The 23,606-nt window shown below is 67.7% G+C and carries 22 protein-coding genes; 16 read left to right on the top strand and 6 right to left on the bottom strand.

Annotation, left to right across the window (positions count from 1 at the left end; genetic code table 11):
* The first annotated feature begins 145 nt into the window (after positions 1 to 145).
* On the top strand, positions 146 to 601 hold the full coding sequence (locus tag OHS03_RS03280) for an RDD family protein (RefSeq protein ID WP_328660665.1): 456 nt from the start codon (positions 146 to 148) through the stop codon (positions 599 to 601).
* Between the two features lie 82 nt (positions 602 to 683).
* Here OHS03_RS03280 and OHS03_RS03275 read toward each other — a convergent pair whose 3' ends face one another.
* Complete coding sequence (locus OHS03_RS03275; protein WP_056821069.1) at positions 684 to 1,427, bottom strand: DUF4191 domain-containing protein; 744 nt, start codon at positions 1,425 to 1,427, stop codon at positions 684 to 686.
* Between the two features lie 119 nt (positions 1,428 to 1,546).
* Between OHS03_RS03275 and OHS03_RS03270 the strand changes: the two genes are divergently transcribed.
* From OHS03_RS03270 to OHS03_RS03260, 3 genes are read left to right on the top strand one after another with little or no spacing between them, the layout of a single operon-like run.
* Positions 1,547 to 2,965, top strand: a complete 1,419-nt coding sequence (locus OHS03_RS03270; RefSeq protein ID WP_328660664.1) for a M20/M25/M40 family metallo-hydrolase — start codon at positions 1,547 to 1,549, stop codon at positions 2,963 to 2,965.
* On the top strand, positions 2,962 to 3,798 hold the full coding sequence (locus OHS03_RS03265; protein ID WP_328660662.1) for an alpha/beta hydrolase: 837 nt from the start codon (positions 2,962 to 2,964) through the stop codon (positions 3,796 to 3,798). The genes OHS03_RS03270 and OHS03_RS03265 overlap by 4 nt, the downstream gene beginning before the upstream one ends.
* A gap of 33 nt (positions 3,799 to 3,831) precedes the next feature.
* Positions 3,832 to 4,293 (top strand): 6,7-dimethyl-8-ribityllumazine synthase, encoded by a 462-nt coding sequence (locus tag OHS03_RS03260; protein WP_194828495.1) that lies wholly within the window; start codon positions 3,832 to 3,834, stop codon positions 4,291 to 4,293.
* 1 nt (position 4,294) lies between these two features.
* On the opposite strand, the gene OHS03_RS03255 is transcribed toward OHS03_RS03260, so the two are convergent.
* Together OHS03_RS03255 and OHS03_RS03250 are read right to left on the bottom strand one after the other, a co-directional pair.
* Positions 4,295 to 5,740 (bottom strand): neutral zinc metallopeptidase, encoded by a 1,446-nt coding sequence (locus OHS03_RS03255; protein WP_063057199.1) that lies wholly within the window; start codon positions 5,738 to 5,740, stop codon positions 4,295 to 4,297.
* A 74-nt stretch (positions 5,741 to 5,814) separates the two neighbouring features.
* Positions 5,815 to 6,765: an endonuclease/exonuclease/phosphatase family protein gene (locus OHS03_RS03250; protein ID WP_328660660.1), complete on the bottom strand. Its 951-nt coding sequence runs from the start codon at positions 6,763 to 6,765 to the stop codon at positions 5,815 to 5,817.
* Between the two features lie 61 nt (positions 6,766 to 6,826).
* Between OHS03_RS03250 and OHS03_RS03245 the strand changes: the two genes are divergently transcribed.
* Positions 6,827 to 7,108, top strand: coding sequence for a hypothetical protein (locus OHS03_RS03245; protein ID WP_328660658.1), 282 nt, complete (start codon positions 6,827 to 6,829; stop codon positions 7,106 to 7,108).
* Here the strand turns inward: OHS03_RS03245 and OHS03_RS03240 are convergent.
* Together OHS03_RS03240 and OHS03_RS03235 are read right to left on the bottom strand one after the other, a co-directional pair.
* Entirely contained in the window at positions 7,105 to 9,618 is a 2,514-nt protein-coding gene (locus OHS03_RS03240) for a GmrSD restriction endonuclease domain-containing protein (RefSeq protein ID WP_328660657.1), read from the bottom strand. The genes OHS03_RS03245 and OHS03_RS03240 overlap by 4 nt on opposite strands.
* A 103-nt stretch (positions 9,619 to 9,721) precedes the next feature.
* Positions 9,722 to 10,744 (bottom strand): hypothetical protein, encoded by a 1,023-nt coding sequence (locus OHS03_RS03235; protein ID WP_328660656.1) that lies wholly within the window; start codon positions 10,742 to 10,744, stop codon positions 9,722 to 9,724.
* Positions 10,745 to 10,965: 221 nt separating this feature from the next.
* Between OHS03_RS03235 and OHS03_RS03230 the strand changes: the two genes are divergently transcribed.
* The 11 genes from OHS03_RS03230 (at position 10,966) to OHS03_RS03180 (ending at position 20,539) form a co-directional block, all read left to right on the top strand.
* Complete coding sequence (locus OHS03_RS03230; protein ID WP_056821080.1) at positions 10,966 to 11,169, top strand: cold-shock protein; 204 nt, start codon at positions 10,966 to 10,968, stop codon at positions 11,167 to 11,169.
* Positions 11,170 to 11,359: 190 nt separating this feature from the next.
* Positions 11,360 to 12,166: an ABC transporter ATP-binding protein gene (locus OHS03_RS03225; protein ID WP_328660653.1), complete on the top strand. Its 807-nt coding sequence runs from the start codon at positions 11,360 to 11,362 to the stop codon at positions 12,164 to 12,166.
* Complete coding sequence (locus OHS03_RS03220) at positions 12,163 to 12,921, top strand: ABC transporter permease (protein ID WP_056821083.1); 759 nt, start codon at positions 12,163 to 12,165, stop codon at positions 12,919 to 12,921. The genes OHS03_RS03225 and OHS03_RS03220 overlap by 4 nt, the downstream gene beginning before the upstream one ends.
* Positions 12,918 to 13,712: an ABC transporter permease gene (locus tag OHS03_RS03215; protein ID WP_328660651.1), complete on the top strand. Its 795-nt coding sequence runs from the start codon at positions 12,918 to 12,920 to the stop codon at positions 13,710 to 13,712. The genes OHS03_RS03220 and OHS03_RS03215 overlap by 4 nt, the downstream gene beginning before the upstream one ends.
* A 38-nt stretch (positions 13,713 to 13,750) precedes the next feature.
* On the top strand, positions 13,751 to 14,806 hold the full coding sequence (locus tag OHS03_RS03210) for an ABC transporter substrate-binding protein (protein ID WP_328660649.1): 1,056 nt from the start codon (positions 13,751 to 13,753) through the stop codon (positions 14,804 to 14,806).
* A 31-nt stretch (positions 14,807 to 14,837) separates the two neighbouring features.
* Positions 14,838 to 16,211 (top strand): allantoinase AllB, encoded by a 1,374-nt coding sequence (allB, locus tag OHS03_RS03205; protein ID WP_056821087.1) that lies wholly within the window; start codon positions 14,838 to 14,840, stop codon positions 16,209 to 16,211.
* A gap of 40 nt (positions 16,212 to 16,251) precedes the next feature.
* The gene (locus OHS03_RS03200; RefSeq protein ID WP_056821089.1) at positions 16,252 to 17,133 is read left to right on the top strand and encodes a hypothetical protein; all 882 of its coding nucleotides are present in this window, start codon (positions 16,252 to 16,254) and stop codon (positions 17,131 to 17,133) included.
* Complete coding sequence (locus tag OHS03_RS03195) at positions 17,130 to 17,780, top strand: GntR family transcriptional regulator (protein ID WP_056821090.1); 651 nt, start codon at positions 17,130 to 17,132, stop codon at positions 17,778 to 17,780. Before OHS03_RS03200 ends, OHS03_RS03195 begins: the two co-directional genes overlap by 4 nt.
* 15 nt (positions 17,781 to 17,795) lie before the next feature.
* A complete protein-coding gene (locus OHS03_RS03190; protein WP_200950515.1) occupies positions 17,796 to 18,197 on the top strand; it encodes an allophanate hydrolase-related protein in 402 nt (133 codons plus the stop codon).
* Positions 18,194 to 19,261: an acetamidase/formamidase family protein gene (locus tag OHS03_RS03185; protein ID WP_328660646.1), complete on the top strand. Its 1,068-nt coding sequence runs from the start codon at positions 18,194 to 18,196 to the stop codon at positions 19,259 to 19,261. Before OHS03_RS03190 ends, OHS03_RS03185 begins: the two co-directional genes overlap by 4 nt.
* 15 nt (positions 19,262 to 19,276) lie before the next feature.
* Positions 19,277 to 20,539, top strand: a complete 1,263-nt coding sequence (locus tag OHS03_RS03180; protein ID WP_328660644.1) for an amidohydrolase family protein — start codon at positions 19,277 to 19,279, stop codon at positions 20,537 to 20,539.
* Positions 20,540 to 20,550: 11 nt separating this feature from the next.
* On the opposite strand, the gene OHS03_RS03175 is transcribed toward OHS03_RS03180, so the two are convergent.
* The gene (locus OHS03_RS03175) at positions 20,551 to 23,562 is read right to left on the bottom strand and encodes a bifunctional [glutamine synthetase] adenylyltransferase/[glutamine synthetase]-adenylyl-L-tyrosine phosphorylase (RefSeq protein ID WP_328660642.1); all 3,012 of its coding nucleotides are present in this window, start codon (positions 23,560 to 23,562) and stop codon (positions 20,551 to 20,553) included.
* Between the last annotated feature and the right edge of the window lie 44 nt (positions 23,563 to 23,606).

The raw sequence follows: 23,606 nt of genomic DNA, 5'->3' as shown, positions 1-23,606 counted from the left end.
TGTTACGCGAGCCGGATACCTGGGTGATGTCAGCCATCCGGGCGCGACCTTCACGCTAATCCTGCCATCCGCGTGATCCCGCGCTGACGTGACCTCCATTAATGCGGTCGTGGGCGGCCGATCGCGCGCCACTATCCTGGGAGCCATGGCGCGTATTACCGGCACATGGCTATCCGGATCCCCGAGCGAACCCGGCGACTCGGACATCTCCGGCTACCCCGGTGAGCTGTACGGGTTGCCGCGCGAAGGAGCGGGCTCCCTCGCCCCCACGTGGCGCCGAGTCGTCGCGCTGTTCATCGACTGGTTCATCGCGGTCGGGATCGCGGCGGTGATCACCCGCAGTTTCGTGTCGTCGTCGGTGCCGCTGCTGGTGTGGTTCGTGGTCGGCGTAGCCGCGGTGACGCTGTTCGGGTTCACCCCTGGCCAGTACTTCATGAAGCTGCGGGTGCTGCGCATCGACGCACCGGTGGCGGTGGGATTCGTGCGCGCGCTGGCCAGGCAGGTGCTGCTGGTGTTCGTGGTGCCCGCGCTGTTCACCGATGCCGACGGCCGCGGCATGCACGACCGGGCCACCGGGACGGCACTGGTCAACGCTCGCTGAGCCGTTTGGGCCCGCTCACCCAACGCCTGACAACGTCGCGAGCCCGTCACCGGACAGGTGACGGGCTCGTGGCGGGAGTGGGTCAGCGGCGACGGATCGCGCGCTGCATGCCCTTCATTTTCGCGCCGGGGGGCATCGGGCCCTTCGGCATCGCGGGACCACTGCGCGAGCTCAGGGCCGAGAGCCTGCCCTCGATCTGGTCGATCCGCTTGACATCGATGTTGCGCGGCAGCTTGGTGAGGTATTTCTGCAGCTCCTTGAGGGGAGTCTGGCCTTCCTCGTTGCCGACGATCACTTCGTAGATGGGGGTGTCACCGACCAGGCGGGCGGTGCGCTTCTTCTCCTGCTGAATGAGCGATTTGACCCGCTGCGGCGAACCCTCGGCGACGAAGATCACCCCGGGCAGGCCGATGACGCGGTGCACGGCGTCGAGCTGGGTGGTCGCGGCGACGCCGTTGGCGACCCGCCACTTGCCCTGCAGGTTCTCCAGCACCCACGCCGCGGCGCCCGCCTGACCCTCGGCCTTGCGGTACACGTTCTTCTGCACGCGGCGCCCGAACAGGATGAATGCCAGCAGCACACCCAGCAGCAGACCCAGCGGCAGCAGGAACCACTGCATGTCGAAGATCAGCCCGATGAGGAAGAAGACCACCGTGGTGCCGACCAGTGCGCCGATCATCAGCGGCAGCAGCGCCTTGTCTTCCTTGCGCTGCATGTTGAACGCCTGCCACAACTGCTGACGTCGCTCGCGTGATGCCTGCTTACGGGCCGCTTTAGCCGCGGCCCTGGCTTCCTTCGACGGCTTGCCGCCCTTGCCTCCTGCCATGGTGCCAGCTTAGATGGCGCGTCGCCGGACCGTCTGACCGCATCACACCGCGCCACCATCTCGGCGGTTCGGACGCCTTTGCTGGGCGAAGGGCCTCGCCACGGGCCACAATGACTGAGATGCGCCCGATCACCGAGAACACCGCCATGTCCCCCGTCACCGAGGGCGTCGACGACGAGGTCGCACAGCGGCTGGCCGTCGCGTTGCAGTGCGCGACGGTGTCGACCGAGGATCCCGCGCACACCGCCGACGCGGAGTTCGTCCGCCTGGCCACCCACCTGGAGACCTCGTTCCCCCGCGTGCACGCCGAGCTGGCTTTGACGAGCTTCGGCCACAGCAGGCTCTACCGCTGGGACGGCGCCGAGCCTGGCTCGGTGTCGGCCATCCTGCTCGCCCACCAGGACGTGGTGCCCGCCGACGACGCGCAACGCTGGACCCATCCCCCGTTCGCCGGTGTCGTCGACGACGAATTCATCTGGGGCCGTGGCGCGATCGACGACAAGAGCCGCGTGCTCGCCGTCCTGGAGGCGGTCGAGGGGTCATTGGCGGCCGGAATTCGCCCGCGCCACACCATGTTCCTCGCCTTCGGGCACGACGAAGAGGTCTTCGGCGACGGCGGCGCGGTCCGGATGGCCGAGCACCTGCGCAAGGAGAACGTGCGCGCGGAGTTGCTGCTCGACGAGGGCGGGGTGATCACCGACGGCGTCGCCGACGGGGTCGACCGGCCGGTGGCCAGCATCATGCTCGGCGAGAAAGGCTATGCGACCGTCCGGCTTTCGGTCACCGAGACCGGCGGTCACTCCTCGATGCCAGGCAAGCAGACCGCGGTGGGACGACTGGCACGTGCGGTCGCGCGCGTGCAGGATCATCCGATGCCGCTGCGGCTGACGCCGGTGATCAGCGACATGCTCGCCCGCATGCGCGAGGCAATGCCCGAACCACGGCGCAGACTGCTCGAACTCACCGACACGCGCGGACTGGCCAGACTGACCGGCCCGCTCGTCGCCCGGATCATGGCGGCGGGCCCGACCACCGAAGCACTTGTCCGCACCACCACCGCACCCACGGTGATCAGCGGCGGGGTGAAGGCCAATGTGCTCCCACAGAGCGCCGAGGCGCTGGTGAATTTCCGTATCCTGCCCGGTGATTCGGTGGCGGCGGTGCTGGCGCACTGCGCCCGGGTGATCCGCGATATCGGCGTGGCGATCGACCTCGTCGGACCGGCGTCGGAGCCTTCCCGGTTCACCGAGCCGGGCCCGGCTTACGACCTGGTCGCCGAACTGGCCTCCAGCGTGGTGCCCGGAATCGTGACCACCACCGGAATCGTGCCCGGCGCCACCGATTCACGCCACTACGACGGCTTGGCCGTGACCCGGTGCAACTTCGCGCCGATCGTGGTGAACGCGGCCGATCTGGAACGTATCCACGGAACCGACGAGCGGATCTCGCGGCTCAACTACGCTCGGCTGATCGAGTTCAACCGGCGTCTCATCGAGCGGCTCGCCGCGGCGCCCGGAGCAGGAGGAGCGCCACGATGACAACCGACACCGGCGAGTTCGCGGGGCACGGCGGCAAGATCGCTTGGCGCGCATGGCAACCCGAGACGGCGCCGCGCGCGGTGGTGGTGCTGGTGCACGGCGTCGCCGAACACTCGGGCCGCTACGAATACGTCAGCACCACACTGACCGACGCGGGTTTCGCCGTCTACGCGCTCGACCACATCGGGCACGGCCTGTCCGAGGGTGCGGCGGCCAATATCGGTTCGATGCAGGGCGCCGCCGACAATGTCGCGACTCTGCTCGGTCTCGCGGGCGCCGCCCATCCCGGTATCCCCCGGTTCCTGCTGGGACATTCAATGGGCAGCCTGGTGGTGCTGCACCTGGCGACTCGCGGACCGCTCGACGTGGCGGGCATCATCGTGTCCGCGCCACCCCTCGACATCCCGCTCGGCAACCCGATCCAGCGCCTGGCCGCTCCGCTGCTCACCCGGCTCGCGCCGAATCTCGGTGTGCTGACTCTGGATTCGTCCACGATCAGCCGCGATCCCGCGGTGGTTCGCGCCTACGACGACGACCCGCTGGTCTTCCGCGGCAAGCTGCCAGCGCGCACGGCGGTGGAGATCCTGCAACACACCGCACTGGTGAAACAGCGCCTCGGCGCGCTCACCGCGCCACTGCTGGTGCTGCACGGCACCGCCGACGTGATCGCGTCTCCGTCGAGCGCCGACCTTCTCGAACGTGACGCGGGCTCGACCGACGTGACAGTGCTGCGCTACCCCGGGCTCTACCACGAGGTGTTCAACGAACCCGAGCGCGCGCAGGTGCTCGGCGATGTCACCGACTGGCTGTCAGCCCATGTTACCGGCCAGTAAGTTCCCGTGCGGGTGACCTAGTAGACTCTGCTCATGACCACGTCTTCCGGCGCCGTTGCCTTCATCCGCGCGAGCTGGCACAGCTCCATCGTCAACAAGGCGCACGAGGGCTTCCTCGCCGAATACACAGGCTTCGGGTTCGATCCCGAGGTCGTCGAGGTGTTCGACGTCCCCGGAGCCTTCGAGATCCCCCTGCACGCCCAGCGCCTGGCGCGCACCGGCCGCTACGACGCGATCGTCGCCGCGGCCCTGGTCGTCGACGGCGGCATCTACCGCCACGACTTCGTCGCCTCCGCGGTGATCGACGGCCTGATGCGCGTGCAGCTCGACACCGATGTGCCGGTGTTCTCGGTGGTGCTCACCCCGCATCACTTCCACGAGCACAGCGAGCACGTGGACTACTACACCAACCACTTCGTGACAAAGGGAGCCGAGGCTGCCCGCGCGGTGGCGAACACCCTCAGCTCCCTGCGGTCACTGCCCGCTTCGCGCTGACCTACTTGAACTGGTTCAGGCAGGCCTGTTCGCCGCTGAGGACGCCGGTGCGGAACGCCTCCAGGCGCTGATATCCGCTCGGCACCACCTTGCCGTTGACGTCGGAGGCCGCGAGGCCGTCGGCGAGCAGGCCCGAAACCGCCTCGTCGAGGTCACCGGCCGACAGACGCGGATCACTGCTCGGCTCACTGAGTTTCGTGGTCAGCACGCCCGTCAGGCACGCGGTGCGCAGGCCCGCGGAATCGGCACCCGACAGTGACAGCTTGCGATCCTGCTGCACCGCGAGGGCATAGCGGGACACGAACACCGCGGCCGCGTTGTAGTCGCCGGTGACGACCGCCGACAGCGGCTCCTCCTTGGTGCTGGAGCCCTCTCCCGCGCGCTTGGCCATAGCGGGAATGTCGGTGCCGATGGTGTTGGAACCCGGGCAGTAGGAGACCGGCTCGGTGGTGGTCGTCGAGGAGCAGTTGCGGGTGACGCCGGCGTAGTCGAACTTCGGCGCGTTCTTGACCGGCATCGACTTGCCCAGCTGGGCGGCCAAAGTAGTCAACGTCTCCTTGTTCACCGGCAGTTGCTTGTCGCGTTCATCCTCTTCGAACGTGACCGGCAGACCGGCTCGACGCTTCTCGATCTCGTCCTCGTTGATGTCCTTGCAGGACTTGGCGCCCTGGGTGTAACCCATCTGCACGGCGGTGACCCGCTCGAACGCCGAACCGTGGACGGCGTCGGGGTCATTGGGGTCGCGGTCGCGCACGGCGACGGTGGCGCCGAGCACACCGTTGAGGCCGTCTGTGGTGTTGAGCGTGAAGTGCTTCGAATTGCCTTCTGCCACATGGCGAAGGAACACACCGGCCAGGCAGTCGGCCTGCTGCTCCTTGACCAGCGCGTCGGTGAGGAACCCGCGCAGCAGGTCGGCCTGGGACTGGATGGCGTGCCCGTATTCGTGGGCGAGCACCATCACCACCGACATCTCCTTGTACTTGTCGACCAGCAGCGGCAGCAGGACGGTGCGGTCCCAGCCGATGGTGTGGTCGAGCGGGCAGTAGGCGGCGTTGACCAGCTTGTAGGTGCTGCTCTTGCAGAACTGCACCGACTCCGACTCCGGCGCTTTCGCCGACCACGAGATGTACTTCGAGGCGGGCTTGAAGTTGCCGCGGAACGTCTTGGAATACTCGGTCTGCCAGTACTCCTCGATGTCGGCGATGGCATTGAGCGCGAGCTTGTCGATCTTGCCGTTGTCGCCGTTGTCGGCCTTCTTGTCCGTGTCGGGCACACCGGGACGCGACCCGCTGGGACCGGTGGACGACGCCGCCCCCGCCACCTCCCACGGGTTGTCCATGACCGGCTGCGCCTGGTCGCTGGCGACTGTTGTCGCGCCGCAACCGGATACGAGCATGCCGATGCTCACCAAAGCTGCCATGGTCGCGCCGAACCGATGTCTTCTCATGCGCTGTCCTCCCCGGAAAAGACGCGGACGCCGTGCGGTCCGCGATCGAGCGATCACATGGTAAACGACCACTGTCACAGGCCCATTCGGATCGTCGCCAGCACCGCGCGATGGTCGGAACCGGGGATGGTGAGGGTGCGGATCTGTTCTGCCACCCCACCTGCGACGAGGATATGATCGATCCCGATCACCGGTCCCCAGCGGCGATCCGACGGGTAGGTGAGCAGGACGCCGTCGCCGGTCTGGTCGGCGGCCGAGGCGAACGCGCCGTCGAGCAGCGCTCGGTAGGCCGAATGATCATGTGTCGCATTGAAATCCGCGCCGACGATCGCGGGTGCGCTGGTCGCCGCGAGGATCTCGTCGAACTCGCGCATCTCCGCCGACCAGGCGCCGAAGTCGATGTTGGGCGGAATCGGATGGAAGGCGAACACCGGCATCGGACCACGCTGCGGGTGTTCCATGATCGCGGAGATATTACTCATGATGAAGCCGTCGTACTTCTTGTTGTCGCGCAACGGGTATCGGCTGTAGATGCCGGTGCCGCCACCGCCCGACTGCGCCGGTTCGAGATAGAAGTAGGGCAGCCGCTCTTCGAGTCCTGCCCCGCGCAGACCCGCGATCGAGTCGACGGTCAATTCCTCGACGGTGAGTACGTCGACGTTGTTGTCACGCACCGCACCGACCACGGCGACCGGGTCGGCCTTGCCGAAGAGGATATTCGACTGCATCACCACCAGTTCCGGCCCTTGCGCCGCCCTGGCCTCCGGAATGTAGGACGGCACCACCAGCCACGCTGCGCCGGCGAGCACCAGGATCGCGGCCCCCGAACTGCGCCATCCCCGCGCGAGAAGCATCAGCACCAGCCCCACGACCGCACCGAGCATCAACCACATCGCCCCCGACGCCAACAACACCATCGACTTCTGGCGCCAGTCCACGACGTGCAACACGATCCCGACGACCGCCGCGACCACCGCGCCCCACCCCAGGACGAGCAACGCTCGTTCCACCCATTTACGCATCATGGCGCCACCCTAAGCGGCCCCACTTGTCACTCCCTTGTGAGCGTCTTGAAGAGTGGAGGCCGTGTACATCGAAGAATTCACCGCCGCGGGACCGCTCACCGAGCAAGCGGTCGAGGCGCTGATGACCGTCGCGAACAGATACACCTCGGCCATCACCCTGACCGTCGGCGAGCGCACCGTACAGCTACCGGTGCTGCCGGTGTGCTGGGACGAGCTGCCCGTGCGCGCGGGCACCTCGATCACCGTCGAAGCCGATCGCGGTTACCGGCCCGCCGATCTCGAAGATCGCACCGCGCTGACCGACTTCGTCTCGACCTTCCAGCGCGCGACCGGGAAGCCCTAGAGCGGCAGTCCTGCCTCGATCCAGTTGTAGGCCTGGATCTTTCGGGACTCGGGGTCGTTGACCACCTGGTTGATCAGGTCGTTGATCTGGTCGTTGGACAGGGGGTAGCCGTAGTGCTCGGCCGCGCCCGCCGATGCCCACAGGGACGCGAAGAGTCCCGGACCGCCGAGGATATGGGCCAGGGCGGTGGCGACCTCTTCGACGGTATCGATGACGCCGTGCACGAGCGCGATCGCGATGTCTTCGTCGCCGGGCGGCATGCCGGGGGCCAGCGCACCGGATTCGACGGCGCGCTGGGCCAGCCAGGCGCGCGGAACCAGAGGGCTCGGGCCGATGGCGTCGCCGAGGTAGTAGCGCCATTCGCCCGGATTGCCCTGGTCGAAGGCGTGGATGTAGAAGGTGCGGGTGAGCGCCCACAGGGCGATGTAGCGCAGGGCGAGCTGTTCGGCGCCGAGCAGCGCATCGGGGCCGTCGGCGCGGTCGTGCTCCAGCTGATTCCAGGCGAAGCGGAACCAGACCTGTTCGGAGTTGCCGACCCAGGTGGCGGGCAGACGGTCGGCCAGTACGGCCAGGTCGCCTACCGGGCCGTCGACGGAGGTATCACCGGAGGCTTCCACGCGCAGGTTGTCGACGTACCCGCGCAGGGCGTCGACGGAGGTGAACACCGCGTAGCCCAGCTGGGCGAAGCGGGTGAGGTCGGCATTGGACGGTTCGAGCACGAGTACGACCGGCATGCCGACGCCCGGCTGCAGACCTTCGGGCCAAAAAGCCTCGGCGACAGCGAGTTCGCGCCCGGTGACCGGGTCGGAGACCTCGCTGTCGAGCAGCGGGAAGCCGAAGCCGTCGGCGACGAGGTCGTCGACGAGCGCGTTGACCTGGTCCACCGCGGGATCGCCGACGGTCACCCCGGCCACACCCACCGTCAGCAGGGTCGGGCGGTGCAGCTTGCCGGTGCGCAGCTTTTCGAGGAAGGCATCGGCCGAGGCGGAGAGCAGTTTGCGGCGGGCGCGCAGGAACTCGCGATAGTTCTCCACCCGCCACAGCGACGGGTCGGTCGGAATCCACTGCGAGGCGAGCGCACCCGGGTTGCGGCGCTCCACCTCGGCGAAGTATTCGGCGGGCTCGCGCTCGCCGAGCTCGGCCTCGGACCCGGGGCCGAGGAAGCAGAAGTTGGCGATCGCGTTGATCTCGTTGCGTTCGTAACCGGCATCGCGCAGCAGCGTTTTCGGGAACAGGTAGTGCACCTGCACGGGCGTGCGCTCACCGAACTGCTCGATGCCGAGTTCCGAGCCGCTGCCGAGATCACGCGAACCGTCGACGCGGGTCAGCATGTAGAGCAGCGGATAGAACCGGGACCCGCGGGTGGCACCGGCGAAATCGTCGGCGCACAGATCGAGCGAGCCGCCGCGCAGCCGTTCCAGCGAGCCGATCAGCGCGTCGATGCCACCACGCTCGAGCGTGTCGTAGTCCTGCTGCAGGAAGGTCTCGGTGGAGCCGCTGAACCGGCCCCACAGCGCCGAATGCACGTACCAGTACAGCACCCGGTCGCGGTGCAGATCGTTGTCGAAACGGCCGCCGTTGAGAAACAGCAGCCGGGTGATCACCGGAATCGCGTAGCGCCCCATCAGGACTCGGTCGTGATCGAGTCCGAGCCTACCCGCCACGGTGTCGAGGAAGGTATCGACCTGCTCGGTGGTGTCCACCAGCGCCTGTTCGAATTCCGCGGGCGCGAGATCACCGAGCGCGTCGAAGTGCGCGCGCCCGTTGCCGACCGCGATCACATTGCGCAGCAACCAGTCCAGGGTGAAGGTGTAGCCGTCTTTGTCCCAGCGGATCAGGTGGTCGCGCAGGTTGCCCCTGGCCTGCGGCCACTGCGCGCACAGCGTGGCCAGCGCGAGGTCGCCCTTGGACAGCTTGGTGCCGCCGGAGTTGACCCGGTTGAAGATGTCGACCACCTCGTCGACCGTGCGATCCGATCCGGTGATGGTCTCGACATTGAACTCGCGGTTGGCGACCTCGCGAACCTTGTTCAGGCGATCGAGATAGAGCGCAAGGGTTTCCGGCGACTCGTCCGGGAACCTGGACAGGTAGTGCATCGGGCCCTGGGCGAACAGTTCGGTGATGTCGATCCAGGCCGGCGCGGTATCGCGGCCGGGCACCTGGAATTCGAAAAGCTCACGCTCGACATCGAAATGCAAACCGGTGAAAGCGATCTCGTCGCCTTCGAAGAACGACGGCGCCGTCCCGCGCATGATCCCGTAGAGGGTGGTGATGCGCTGTTGCCCGTCGAGCAGCAACTGGCGCAGCCCCGAGCCGGTCGTCGACCCGCGCACCGCGATGTCCTCGGACCCGGTCTCCCACACCAGCAACCCACCGACCGGATACCCCAGGTACAGCGACCGCATGAGTCCGCGCACCTGATCGCGGTTCCACACGTAGCCACGCTGGAATTCGGGCAGCAGCACAGCACCGGAGTCGATCTGGTCGAGCAGGGAGGACAGACGTGTCACGGCAGCCTTTCGATCGAGATCCGGTGGCAGGCAAGCGCCCCATCGTTGCACGAATCGTACCGACACATCCCGACATGCCAGCGGCCGAATGGAACTGGTGCGGTCACTCCATCCCGGACACAGCGGCCCGGAAGGCGTCGGAGGCGTAGAACGGGGCCAGCCTGCGGCGCAGCACGGTATCGAGATAGCCACGCTCGTCGAGTGTTTCCAGGACCGGCGGGCCGAAACGCAGCGCCTCTTCGAGCATCTCCGCGCGCCCTACGCCCAGCTCAGCCAGCAATTCGGCAAGGGGGGTGTCGCCGTATTTGTCGAAGACGTGGTCGACGCCCTCATCGAGCAGGGCGCGGAAGTAGTCGGTATCGCGGAAGGTGCGCCAGAATTCGAAGACGAGCACCACGATGTCTTCGACATCGGTGGCCGAGACCAGATCACGGAACGAGCCGACCGCGTCGCCGGTGTGTTTGCGCCAGGTCTCGCGGGCGCTGTCGAGCAGCACCTCGTCGACGTCACTGCTGGTGCCGCGCAACACGAATCGCGCGCCGGTGCGGGTGAGCCTGCCGACGCCGCTCTCGATCGCCGGCATCGCCGGTTCGGCCAACCGCGACAGCGCGCCGCGCAACGATCGGACCAGCCCTCCCCCTTCGGGGTGCAGGCCCTCGTCGACCGCGGTGACCACCGCGCGCTGGACCGCCTCGACGCACGCGTCGACGGTCACCGGGCTGTCGAGCACCAGCCGCACCAGACGGTGGGTGAGGTCCAGGTCGGCGACGGCGTCGACCAGCTCGTCGAAGCGGCGGTTGTCGACGAGCTCGCCGACTTCGATCTCGTCGTTGGCGCGATGGTTGTACAAGCGCGTCGCGATCTCGCCGACGAGTTCGGGAATCGCCCCCTCCACCGGAACCTGCACGGCGAACTTGTGCGCGACCGCCTTGATCTGCTCGCGGGTGACCGCCTCGGCCAGCGTCAGCTCCGCGGCCTCGTCGAGCGCACCGTCGATCTCCTCGGTGACGAACTCGAGGAACCCGGCGGGCTCACGCAGCTGCTGCTTGGTGAACGCCACATGCGCGTCGAGCACCCGCATGGCCAGGTCGACGTGCCCGCCACGCCCCGCGTTCGTCTCACCCATACCGCCCAGATTGGCACAGTCCGCGACGCGGTGGGAAAGGGGCACTCACATTGGTTGCCGAGCGACGCGACACGCCGGTTTTCCACCCCAGACTCCGCCCAGATCGCGTTGCGAGAAAGCGCTAGGCGCGGTTTGCTGGCGAGTATGGCATACTGGGTTGCTGAGACTGGGCTGATCGCAAGTGATCGCCATGGCTCACCTACGGAAAAGACTTTTAAAACATGACTCAAGGCACCGTCAAGTGGTTCAACGGCGAAAAGGGCTTCGGCTTCATCGCCCAAGACGGAGGCGGCCCCGACGTCTTCGTTCACTACTCGGCTATCGGCGGCTCGGGCTTCAAGTCCCTCGAAGAGGGACAGCGGGTGGAGTTCGAGGTCGGCCAGGGCCAGAAGGGCCCGCAGGCCCAGGACGTCCGCGCCATCTGATTTCGGCGTGAACTGAAAAAGCCCCGCACCAGTGGTGCGGGGCTTTTTCATGTCCGGACCCGGTGAGCGGACGGTAACCCAGTCGTGTCAGCACGTCACTCCACGGAAATAAACGAGCTCTAGATTCCTGGATACGAGTTTGGATCCAAACTTGGATACAGATTCGACTTCCTTCCCTCTAGGAGCTCGCATGGTCCCGCCCACCGCGCCAGGAATCCATATCGGCAGCCTCACGAAGACCTTCGAGGTCGGCCGCAAGGAGGTCACCGCCCTCGACGGCGTCGACATCCATTCCGACGAAGGAGAATTCGTCACTCTGCTCGGCCCGTCCGGATGCGGCAAGAGCACCATCCTGCGCATTCTTGCCGGACTGGAGACCCAGACCGCGGGGACCGCACTCGTCCACGGCGAAACCCCTGTCGACATGCGCAAACACCATCATCTCGGCATCGCCTTCCAGGACGCCGCGCTGCTGCCGTGGCGGTCGGTGCGCACGAACATCCGACTGCCACTGGAGGTCGCCGGTCACCGCTCCGACGACCTCGCCATTCAGGATCTGATCGACCTGGTCGGCCTCACCGGGTTCGAGAATGCCCGTCCCACACAGCTTTCCGGCGGAATGCGCCAGCGCGTCGCGATCGCGCGAGCACTGGTCGTCAAACCGAGGGTGCTGCTGCTGGACGAACCCTTCGGCGCGCTCGACGACATGACCCGCCAGAACCTCAACATCGAACTGCTGCGGATCTGGACCGAGCGACCGGCCACCACACTGATGGTCACCCACGGCATCTCCGAGGCGGTATTCCTCTCGGACAAGGTCGTCGTGATGAGTGCGAGGCCGGGTCGCGTCCAGAAAGTCGTCGATATCGACCTGCCACGCCCACGCACGCCCGCCATGATGCGCACGACGGCATTTCACGAATACGTGGATCTGCTGTCCTCGATCCTGTTCGGCACCGACATGGCCGCAGTGGACAACCTGGAGCCGGCCCGATGAGCGCCAGGCGGTATCTCGGACCGCTCGGCACTGCGATCGTGCTGGCGGTCTGGCAACTCGTCGGCATGACCGGCGTTCTCGGGCCCGCCATCGCCGCTCCGGTGGCGATCGTCGGTGGACTCGTCGCCGACGGCACGGCCTTTTACAGCACCCATTTGCCCGTCACGCTCACCTCGGCGACCGTCGGGTACTTCTGGGGGAATCTCGCCGCGATCGCCTGTGCGGCGCTGGTGATGACCGTGCCCGCGCTGGAGAAGCTGGTGCTGCAGATCGGGATCGCGTCGGCCTGTATCCCGCTGATCGCGATCGCGCCGATCCTCGCGGCCTGCTTCAACGGGCCGGCCACCTCGGCGATCATGGCGGCGGTGTCGGTGTTCTTCGCGACGCTGGTCGGCACGGTCAACGGGCTGCGCCGGGCCGACCCCGCGGGCGAGGATCTGATCCGGGCCTACGGCGGCGGCCGCGTGCTGATCCTGCGCAAGGTCCAGTTCCTGTCCGCGCTCCCCTACATCCTGACCTCGCTGAAGATCGCGGTACCCGCCGCGGTGCTCGGCACCATCATCGGCGAATTCATGGGCCAGGAACGCGGACTCGGCGCCGCGCTGGTCGTCGCGCAGCAGTCGAGTGAGGTCGTGCGGGCCTGGGGCATCACGTTGGTGTGCAGCCTGCTCGCCGGTATCGCCTTCGCCCTCGTCGCCGGTGTCGAACGCCTGGCGACCCCGTGGGCGCCCAGCTCCTCGGGAGGTACCCGATGACCTCGAACGCCATCGCGCGCAGCCTCGCGCGCACGCTGATCACCTTCGCAGGCGCGGGCGTAGCCATCGTGGCCGTCTGGACAGTGTTTCTGCGGCTGGTGAACGTGAGCCCGTTCGTCGCCAAATCGCCCAGCGATGTCTGGCACTACCTGTTCACCGAATCCGAAGCGGCGGCGAATCGTTCGGCGATCACCGCCGACCTCGTGCGGACCCTGATCGATGCCTCCTACGGCTTCGTCCTCGGGATGTTCCTCGCCGCGGTGATCTCGCTGGTCTTCTACTTCTCGCGCACCGTCGAGTCGATGTTCGTGCCGACCGTGACGGCGATGCATGCCGTCCCGATGGTCACCGTCGGCCCGATCCTGGTGTTGATCTTCGGACGCGGCGCGCTCGGCACCGCCGTCGTCGGCGCCGCGATCGTGGTGGTTCCCGCACTGCTGACGATGCTGCACGGCATCCGGTCGACCCCGCGCACCGACCTGGACATGATCACCGCGTTCGGCGGCTCACGGATCGCGACATTCTTCAAAGTGTCTCTGCCGCATGCTGTTCCGACGTGGTTTACGGCGGGTCGGGTCGCAGTCACCACCTCGGTGGTCGGTGCGCTGCTCGCCGAGTGGCTGGCGACCGGCGAGGGTCTCGGCGGCCAGATGCTCAGGGACGCCAACGAATTCCAGTTCGCGCGCCTGTGGTCCTCGGTCGTCGTCCTGACCGTGGTGTGCGTCGTCATCTACCAGCTCGTCTCCGTCGTCGAAGACGCCGTCGGATCCCGTATGCGCGCGGCCCGCTGACCGCGCCCTCCCGTCACCTTCTCGACCATCGGAGCACCATGTCCTCTCAGTTCGACCGCCGAAAGTTCCTCACCCGTGGCCTCGCCGTCGGCGGATTCGCCCTCGCGGCGCCGACCGTGCTGTCGGGCTGTGTGTCCAGCGGTGCCGAATCCGGTTCCGGCGCCGGCTTCGGCGTCGCGTCCCAGCGCCTGGCCTGGATCAAGAACACCCAGTTCGCGGGCAGCTACTTCGCCGACAAGTTCGGCTACTACACCCAGGCCGGCTTCTCCGGCGCTGAACTCGTCGCCGGTGGGCCGACGGCGCCGCCCATCGAATCCGACGTGCTTTCCAGGACTTTCGCCGGTGTCTCACAGGTGCCGATCGTCGGCTCGGCGGTCGCCAAGGGCGCGCCACTGAAGATCGTCGGCGCGGTTTATCAGCGCTACGCGGGCTGCGTGATGTCGATGGGCACCAAGCCGATCAACACCCCGGAGGACCTGTACGGCAAGACTATCGGCTGCGCGTCGTCCAGCGAACCGGTGTGGCGCAACTTCGTCGCCGCACTCGGCCTCGACAGCTCACGCATCAAAACAGTTCCGGTGCAAGGCGATCCCATCGGAATGACCGCAGGCGAGATCGACGGCTACCTCGGGTTCATCAACAGCCAGGTCGTCGACTTGCGCGCCAAGGGATTCGACATCAGGACAATGCTGCTCGCCGACGTCGGCTTCCCCCTTGTCGGTCAGGTCTACATCACCACCCAGGACAACATCGACAACAACCGCGCCAAGCTGAAGGCGTTCCTGAAGGCCGAGATCCGTGGGTGGACCGACGTTCTCGCCGATCCGCAGCGTGCCGCCGACCTCACCGTCACCGAGTACGGCAAGACCCTGAACCTCAACCCGCAGAGCACCTACCAGTGCTGTCTGGCGGGCAACGAACTCATCCGCAACGGCAAACCGGGCCAGCAGATCCTCACCGTCTCCGACGAAGCCGCCGCCGCGAACATCGCCGCCATCGCCGCGGGTGGACTGAAACTGTCCGCCGACGACCTGTTCGAGCTGGGGCCGATCCGCGAGGTGTACCAGGAGAACCCCGAGCTCACCCTCGCCTGACCCTCGATCCACCGAACCGAAAGGACAACGAATGTCCACACCCGCCCCCTTCGACTGCGTCGTCACCGGCGCGACCGTCGTCTCCCACGACGGCAGGCGCCGCCACGATGTGGCCATCCGCGACGGCCGGATCGCCGCGGTCGGCGAACAACTCGCCACCGATGGCGTCCGCACCGTGGACGCGACGGGTCTGCTTCTGCTGCCCGGCCTGGTCGACATGCACGTCCACCTGCGCGAGCCGGGAATGACCGAGAAGGAAGACTTCGCCAGCGGCACCCGGGCCGCCGCCGCCGGCGGTGTGACCACGGTTGTCGACATGCCCAATACCAAGCCGCCGGTCGCTACCGCCGAGCGCTACCGCCAGAAGCTGGAACTGGTGCGCGACAAGGCCTATGTCGACTTCGGGCTCTACGGGATGCTCGACCACGACAACGCCGACGAGATCGCGGGCATGGCCGAACTCGGCGCCATGGGATTCAAGCTGTTCATGGGCCAGACCACCGGTGACAATCGCTGCCCGAACGACGCGGCCATCTTCCGTGGTCTCGAAGCCGCGGCGGCAATGGATCTGGTCGTCGGGGTGCACGCCGAGAACGACCACCTGCTGCGAATGTTCGGCGAGCGCCTACAGGCTTCGGGACGCAAGGACCCGCGCGCGCATCTGGAGGGCAGACCCGCGTTCGTCGAGGTCGAAGCCGTCACCCGGATCATCACCATGGCGACCGAGGCGGGCACGAAGCTGCACATCCACCACCTGTCCACTGCGGTCGGCCTGCAGCGAGTGATGGATCTGCGTGCCCAGGGCCACGAGGTGAGCGTCGAAGCGCTTGTCGCGCATCTGTTCATCGACGACGAGGGGTACGAGACCTACGGCAACCTGATCAAGCTCAACCCGCCCATCCGCCCCGCCCGTGACGTCGACGCGCTATGGGCAGGCATCGCGCGCGGTGACGTCGACATCATCGCCACCGATCACGCACCACACACCGCCGCTGAACAGGCCGAGGAAGACGTGTGGAAGGCCTACGGTGGCTTCATCGGGGTCGAAACGATGCTGCCGCTGCTGCTCACGGCCGCCGCCGAGGGCAAACTCACCGTCGAGGACATCGTGCGGCTGTGCTCATACCGGCCCGCCCAGCGGTGGTCGATGGCGAACAAGGGCCAGATCGCGCCGGGTTTCGACGCCGATTTCGTGCTGGTCGATCCAACCGCGGAATCCGTGCTCGACGCGGCGGCCCTGCATTCCAAGCACAATGTCAGCCCGTACCACGGGTGGCCGCTGGTCGGGTCGGTGATCGCCACGTACCTGCGCGGCCGGTTGGTCTTCGAGAAGGGTGACATCATCGGAACGCCGACCGGGCGCCAGGTCGTCCCCGTCCGGGCCGCGCACACCGTCGCGCCGTGACCGCACGACTTTTCCGCACACACATGACCGAGGGAGACGCGTGAGCGATCATCAGACAACCCTGCTCAGCGAGGGCGGCGACGGGGCGGCCACCCTGCGCAACGCCGTGACGCACTGCCTCGCCGAAGTGCCGACGCCATCGACCGCGGCCACCTCGCCCGCGGTGATCGCGGGCATCGGGACCACGGCGCCGCACGCGTTGCGGGGCACCTTGCTACTCGACGCGCTGGCACGTTACGAAGTCGCGGTCGACCGGACGCTGCCGTTCGCGAATCCGACCGAGCTGGTCGGCGACGATTCCTGGGATCTGGCATTGGTCCTGAGCCCGTGGAAACAGCAGCTGGGCGCGCACCTGACCGAGCTCACCGCTTCGGCCACCCGCACCGGCGTTGTCGACACGGTGGTGCGTGGCGGCGGCGCGACGGTCGGGGTGAACACCAACAGCTGGGCCGCGCAAGCGGCGATGGAAACCCTGCTCGGCGGGCAGGTTCCGACCTCGATCGTGGTGCTCGGTTCGGGTGGCTCGTCGAATTCGGTGGCACTGGCGGCCCGACGTGCTTGGCCGACAACACGATTGGTCGGCAGCGCCCGCAATGCCGACGCGTCGGCAGGCTGGGCCGACCGCTTCGCCGCGGAGACCGTGGCCCCCGGCGAACTCGCCGGGCTCTTCGCGAAAGACGCGCCGACCCTGCTCGTCAACACCACCACCTGGGGTGAGACCGACGTGTCGGAGGACCGACCGTTCGCCTTCGACTTCGCCGCGCTCACCGCGCCGGGGAACAGCTACTTCGATCTGAACAACCGGGTCTCCGCCCTGCAGATCGCCGCACTGCAGGCCGGTATGAACGTGATGTCGGGAACGTTCATGCAGCGGGCCACCAACGCCTGCCGGGCGGCGCTGCTGAAAGCGAGGTCGCAGTGACGACCTTCGGCACGGCACGCGGCAGCGAGCCGACCAGTCTGCGCGAACGCGTGTATCGCTATCTGCGCCAACAGATCACGACGGGCGAGTACGCGGGCGGCATCCGGCTGACCGAGGAACAGATCGCCGACGAGCTCCAGGTGAGTCGTACCCCGATCCGGGAAGCGTTGCAGCGCTTGACCAGTGAGGGTCTCGTGGAGCGGGTGCGCCGCGGGCAACTCGTCGTCGTCGAGGTCGACGCGGCCGCGCGAGCCGAACTGCACGAACTGCGGGTCGCGTTCGACCAGGTGGCCGCCAGGATGATCAGCGCGAAAACCGAGACCGTCGACTGGGATTCGCTCTACGGCCTCCTCGACCCGCTGGCCGAAGCGCTGCGCGAACACGGTGTCGGAAGTGCGCAGTATTCGATGGCCCATCTCGCCTTCCACATGGCCGTCAATCGGGCCGCGTTCACGCCGGTCACCTCGTCGTTCCTGGAGCGCCAAGCGTTCCTCTACCCGACCGACGACTATGTCCAGCAGCCAGGGCACGAGCCGATTTCACAGCACCGCACGCTGCTGGATGACCTGTCCAGCGGTGATGTCGAGCGCGCCATCACCGCCGCGCGCATCCACGCGCTGCGTGGGCCCGGCAACACCACTCTGTAGATGAGGAGCTCCACCATGTCCGATGACACCGTCCGCATGTTCGTCAACGGCCAGGCCATGCGCGGCGGGCAACTGCACGACGCGCTCGCCTCCGCCCGCTTCGTCGGCCGGGTCCGCACCGCGCCGGTCTACCGATTCTTCGACTTCGATGACGTATTCCCCGGTCTCGCACCGGTTTCCGAGGGTGGCTGGTGCGTGCCCGGCGAGATCTACGAGGTGTCCTACCGGGAACTGCGCGATCAACTGCTGCCGCGCGAGCCCGCCGAGCTCGAACTGTCGGTCATCGAACTGGAGGACGGCCGCGGCTCGCTGAGCATGGTGTGCAGGCGCCTGCCGGCTGGCGACGATTCCGTGCGCGAGATCACCGCGGCGGGCGGCTGGCACGAGCACCGCGCCGCATCGGCCGACCGCCTATGAGCGAAATACTCACGGCGGGTATCGATCCTGGCTCCGCGGACCACTACCTGTGGTGCACGCCGGACACCGTCAGCTGGGGAACCCTGCCCACGCCGAACTCCCCCGCCGTGCTCACCATCGACAGCGGCGACACGGTCACCTTCGACACCGTCTCCCAGGAGGGGTTGATGGAGGACCAGGGTCGGGACCCGATTGCCTATTTCGAGCAGTACGGTATCGCCGCGAACGCGGTACTGCCCGACGCCGTCGAGCTGGCTGGGTCGGACCTACACCGGATGGCCGTTCCGCTCGGTCCGCATATCGTGCTCGGCCCGATCCACGTTCGCGGGGCGCGACCGGGTGACTGGCTGCGCGTCGATTTCCTCGATCTCACTCCCCGCGTTCCCTACGGCATCATTTCGAGCCGTCACCAACGTGGGGCGTTGCCGGAACTGTTGCCGCGCAGTGCCGATGGAGGCGCGGTGGCGGTGCTGAGCAAGTTCTGCGCGCTCGACGAGCCCGGCACCTCCGCGGTGTTCGGATTCGACGGCGGGCAGGCCTCGATCGAACTCGCGCCGTTCATGGGCCTGTGCGGGGTAACTCCCTCGGGCAGTGCGGCATTGAGCACAATTCCGCCCGGGCCATTCGGCGGGAACATCGATATCCGCGAGATCGTCGCCGGAACATCGCTGTTCCTGCCGGTGCAGGTCGACGGCGCGGGCTTCTATCTCGGCGACCCGCACTTCGCGCAGGGCAACGGCGAGATCGCCCTCACCGCCCTGGAGGGGTCGCTGCGGGCGACCGCCCGGCTCACGGTCGTGAATTCGGGCCTGCCCCAGCATGCCTCGTTCCCGTTCGTCGAAACGGACGACCACTGGGTGGTGCTCGGGATGGACGCCGACCTCGACGTCGCCATGCGGCACTGCGCCCGGCTCGCCGTCGAGTTCCTCTCCTCCTACACCGGGATGACACCGACCGACGCGTACCTGTATCTCAGTGCCGCGGGCGACTTCTCGGTGACGCAGGTCGTCGACCTCGTCAAGGGCGTGCACTGCTCGATCAGAAAGCGCGACTTCACCCACTAGCCACCGGAGCCATCCATGCTCGACACCGCTCTACAGCCCTGGTCCGGCACCCTGCGTCGCGCCGACGGCCTGCCTGTCCCCGCACTGCGCAACGCGCGACTACCCGACGGCCGCGTAGTCGACGTCGAAGTCGCCGACGGCGTCGTCACCGCGGTGACATCCGCGACCGCGGCGACGCCCGGCGACCGCGACCTCGATCTCACCGGCCACCTGCTGCTCACCGCACCGGCCGAACCACACGCCCACCTGGACAAGGCACTGTCGTTCGACGAGATCCGGCCGCCCATGGGCGATCTCGGCGCCGCGATCCGCGCGTGGGAGGAGCACACCCCGCACCTGACGGTCGAGAGCATCGCCGATCGCGCGCGCCGTGCGGCGTTGCGCCTGCTCGCCAACGGAACAACGGCCGTGCGCACCCACGTCAACCTGCTGCGTGGTGACGACCCACTGCGCGGCGTACGCGCGCTCGTCTCGGTGCGCGACGAACTCGCCGATCTGATGGACATCCAGCTCGTCGCGTTGACGCCCTATGTGGTCGGCGACGATGCCCTGCACGAGGCGATCGATCTCGGCGTCGACTTCGTCGGCGGGCATCCGCACCAGACACCGGACCCCAGCGGAAATCTTCAGCGCCTGCTCGCGGTCGCTCTGGCTCGCGGGGTGGGTGTCGACATGCACACCGACGAGCGGCTCGATCCCACTATGCTGACGCTGGAAGAACTGGCTCACACGGTCCGTGGCTGGACGCTGCCGGTCACCGCGAGCCACTGTGTGAGCCTCGGGATGCTCGACCCCGAAACCCTAGCGCGCGTAGTCGGTTCGGTAGAGGCCGCGGGCATCGGGATCGTCACCCTGCCGATCACCAACCTCTACCTGCAAGGTCGCGACCACGCCACCGCGACGCCACGCGGCATCACCGCGACCCGCGCGTTGCTCGACGCGGGCGTCCGGCTCGCCGCAGGCGCCGACAACGTACGCGACCCGTATAACCCGATGGGTCGCAGCGACGCGATGGAAACGGCGATGCTGCTGGTGACGGCCGCGCACCTCACTCCGCGGGAGGCCTATCGCGCGGTGAGTACGGGCGCCCGCGACGTCATCGGGCTTCCGGTCGCCGGTGTCGAGGTCGGCGCGCAGGCCGATCTGCTGGCGATTCGCGCGCTGAACCTCGAGGACGCGATGGCCTGCGCACCGGTAGACCGCGTCGTGCTGCATCACGGCAGGCTCGTCTCGGTGAGCCGTTCCGAACTGTCGACGGCCGCGCCGCGTAACGCCTGAGCCGCGCGGAATCAGGCTCCGAAGACACGCTCGACGACCGCTTTCGCGCGCCGGGTGATGCGCATGTAGGTGTCGAGGAATTCGCTGCCGTCGTCGTTGGGCCAGCCCGCTACCCGGGCGACCGCCGACAGCAGTTTGCCGGGACCGGGAAGCTGGTCGGTCGGTTTGCCCTTGACCAGGACGAGGGCGTTGCGGGCGGCGGTCGCGGTGATCCAGGATTCGCGCAGCAACGCGACGTCCTCGGATTCGAGGATCCCTTCGGCCTCGATCACGTCGAGCGCCTGCAGGGTCGAGGTGTTGTGCAGTGCGGGGACCTCGTCCGCGTGGCGCAGTTGCAGCAGCTGGACGGTCCATTCGATGTCGGCCAGACCACCGCGACCCAGTTTGGTGTGGGTGGACGGATTGGCGCCGCGCGGCAGGCGTTCGGCGTCCACGCGGGCCTTGATGCGGCGGATCTCGCGCACCGATTCCTCCGACACCCCACCGATCGGATAGCGGATCGGGTCGATCACGTGCAGGAAGCGCACGCCCAGATCCTGATCGCCCGCCACCTGGTGGGCGCGCAGCAGCGCCTGTACCTCCCACGGCTGAGCCCATTGCGCGTAGTAAGCCTGATAAGCGGCCAGCGTGCGAACCAGGGGCCCGTTGCGGCCCTCGGGGCGCAGGCCCGCGTCCACCTGCAGCGGCGGGTCGACACTCGGTGCGCCGAGCAGCCGCTGGACCTGCTCGGCGATCCCGTTGGCCCACTTCACGGCGGTGGCCTCGTCCTCACCGGGGCGCGGATCGCAGACGAACAGCACGTCGGCGTCGGACCCGTAGCCCAGTTCCATGCCGCCGAGCCTGCCCATGCCGATCACCGCGAAGTCGGCGGGCGCAGGCCCACCACGTTCGGCCTCCGAAGCGCGAATGACCGCGCTCAGTGCTGCCTCGAGCACCGCGACCCAGACCGACGACAGCGCCGCGCACACCTGCGGCACGTCGAGCATGCCGAGCACGTCGGCCGAGGCGACCCGGGCGAGTTCGTGGCGACGCAGTGAACGTGCCGCCGCGACAGCGCGTTTCGGGTCGTCGTAGCGAGCGGCCGCGGTCTGCATGCCGCGCGCGACGTCTTCGGGGTTGGTGCTGAGCAGCTGCGGACCACCGGGCCCGTCGGCGTACATGCGGATGGTGTCGGGCGCGTTGATCAGCAGGTCGGGCAGGTACTCCGAGGAGCCGAGCACGATCATCAGGCGCTGGGCGACGGCGCCTTCGTCACGCAGTTCACGCAGGAACCAGATCTGGTCGTCGAGACCCTCGGAGACCCGGCGGTACGCGAGCAGGCCCGCGTCGGGATTCGGTGTGTCACCGAGCCATTCGAGCAGGGTCGGCAGCAGTAGCGCCTGGATGCGACCCTTGCGCGAGACCCCGCCGGTGAGGGCTTTGAGGTGGCCGAGCGCGTTGGCAGGGGCGCCGTAGCCGAGGGCGGCGAGCTGGCGGACGGCGGCATCGGGGCTCAGGCGCAGGGCGTCGGAGTCCATCCGGGCGACCGCGTCCAGCAGCGGGCGATAGAACAGTTTGGCGTGCAGGCGGCGCACCCGCACGGCGTTGCGGCGGATGTCGGTGTCGAGCACGCCGACCGCGTCCTGGCGGCCGTCGGGGCGAATGTGGGCGGCGCGGGCGAGCCAGCGCATGCCCTCCTCGTCGTCGGCGGCGGGCAGCGTGTGGGTGCGCTTGAGCCGCTGCAGTTGCAGGCGGTGTTCGAGTAGGCGCAGGAATTCGTAGGAGGCGGTGAGGTTGGCGGCGTCCTCGCGGCCGACGTAGCCGCGCGCGGCGAGTGCGGCCAGCGCCTCGACGGTGTTGGTGACGTGCAGTGCGTCGTCGACCCGGCCGTGCACCAATTGCAGTAGCTGCACGGCGAATTCGACATCGCGCAGGCTGCCCGCACCGAGCTTGAGCTCGCGCTCGCGCATGTCGGCGGGGACCAGGTCCTCCACGCGGCGACGCATCGCCTGGACGTCGGCGACGAAGTCGGGGCGTTCGGAGGCGGTCCACACCATCGGCATCAGGGCGTCGCGGTACTGGCGGCCGAGTTCCATGTCGCCGGTCATCGGCCGGTTCTTCAGCAGCGCCTGGAACTCCCAGGTACGCGCCCACCGCTTGTAGTAGGCGAGGTGGGAATCGAGGGTGCGCACCAGGGCGCCCGCTTTGCCCTCGGGGCGCAGGGCGGCGTCGACCTCGAAGAAGGCCGAGCTGGCCACGCTCATCATCTCGGCGGCGAGCCGGGTCGCGGTGGCGTCGGCCGGTTCGGCGACGAACACCACGTCGACATCGCTGACGTAATTCAGTTCTCGCGCACCGCATTTGCCCATCGCGATCACCGCGAGCCGGACCGACAGCTCGCCGTTCTTGCACACCCGCGCGACCGCGACCGACAGGGCGGCCGTGAGCGCGGCGTCGGCCAGATCCGACAGGTGCTTGCCGACCACCAGGTACGGCGGGACCGGCTCGTTCTCGACGGTGGAGGCGAGGTCGACGGCGGCCAGCAGCATCAGCTGATCGCGATACCTGCTGCGCAACAACGCCACCGCCTCGGGACCGGCGATGCCGGCGCGAAACAGCATCGGTCCCGCGTTCGGACCGGTCTCCGGGGCCGCGTCGACGGCGTCGAGCAGATCGGCGATCAGCTCGTCCCGGCTGGGAAGCTCCTTCTTGCGCAGCACTTTCCACGCGGCCGGGACAGCGACCAGGTGGTCGCCGAATGCCGTCGACGACCCGAGCAAACCGAACAGCCTGCCGCGCAACGTGGTGTCGGATCGGATCGCCGAATCCAGTTCGGGCCATGCGTCTTCGAGCGATTCGTGAAGCCGCACGAGCGTGCACAGGGCCAGATCGGCATCGGGCGAACGCGACAGGGCCCAGAGCACGGGCACCCCGTCGACGTTGTCCCAGCCGAGCTGACGCAGTGAAGCCGTCGCCGTCGGTTCGAGTAAACCGAGCCGGCCGACGCCGGGTACAGCGGAGCGGGCAGTCGGTGGCCGGACCATAGCTGTAACTCTAGCGGCTGGCGCCGCCGGGTTTTCGGCCTGGG

This window comes from Nocardia salmonicida, from assembly GCF_036142455.1.
Classification (GTDB): domain Bacteria; phylum Actinomycetota; class Actinomycetes; order Mycobacteriales; family Mycobacteriaceae; genus Nocardia; species Nocardia salmonicida.
Note: the sequence above shows the minus strand (reverse complement) of the source record. Positions and strands in the feature narration are given on the sequence as shown.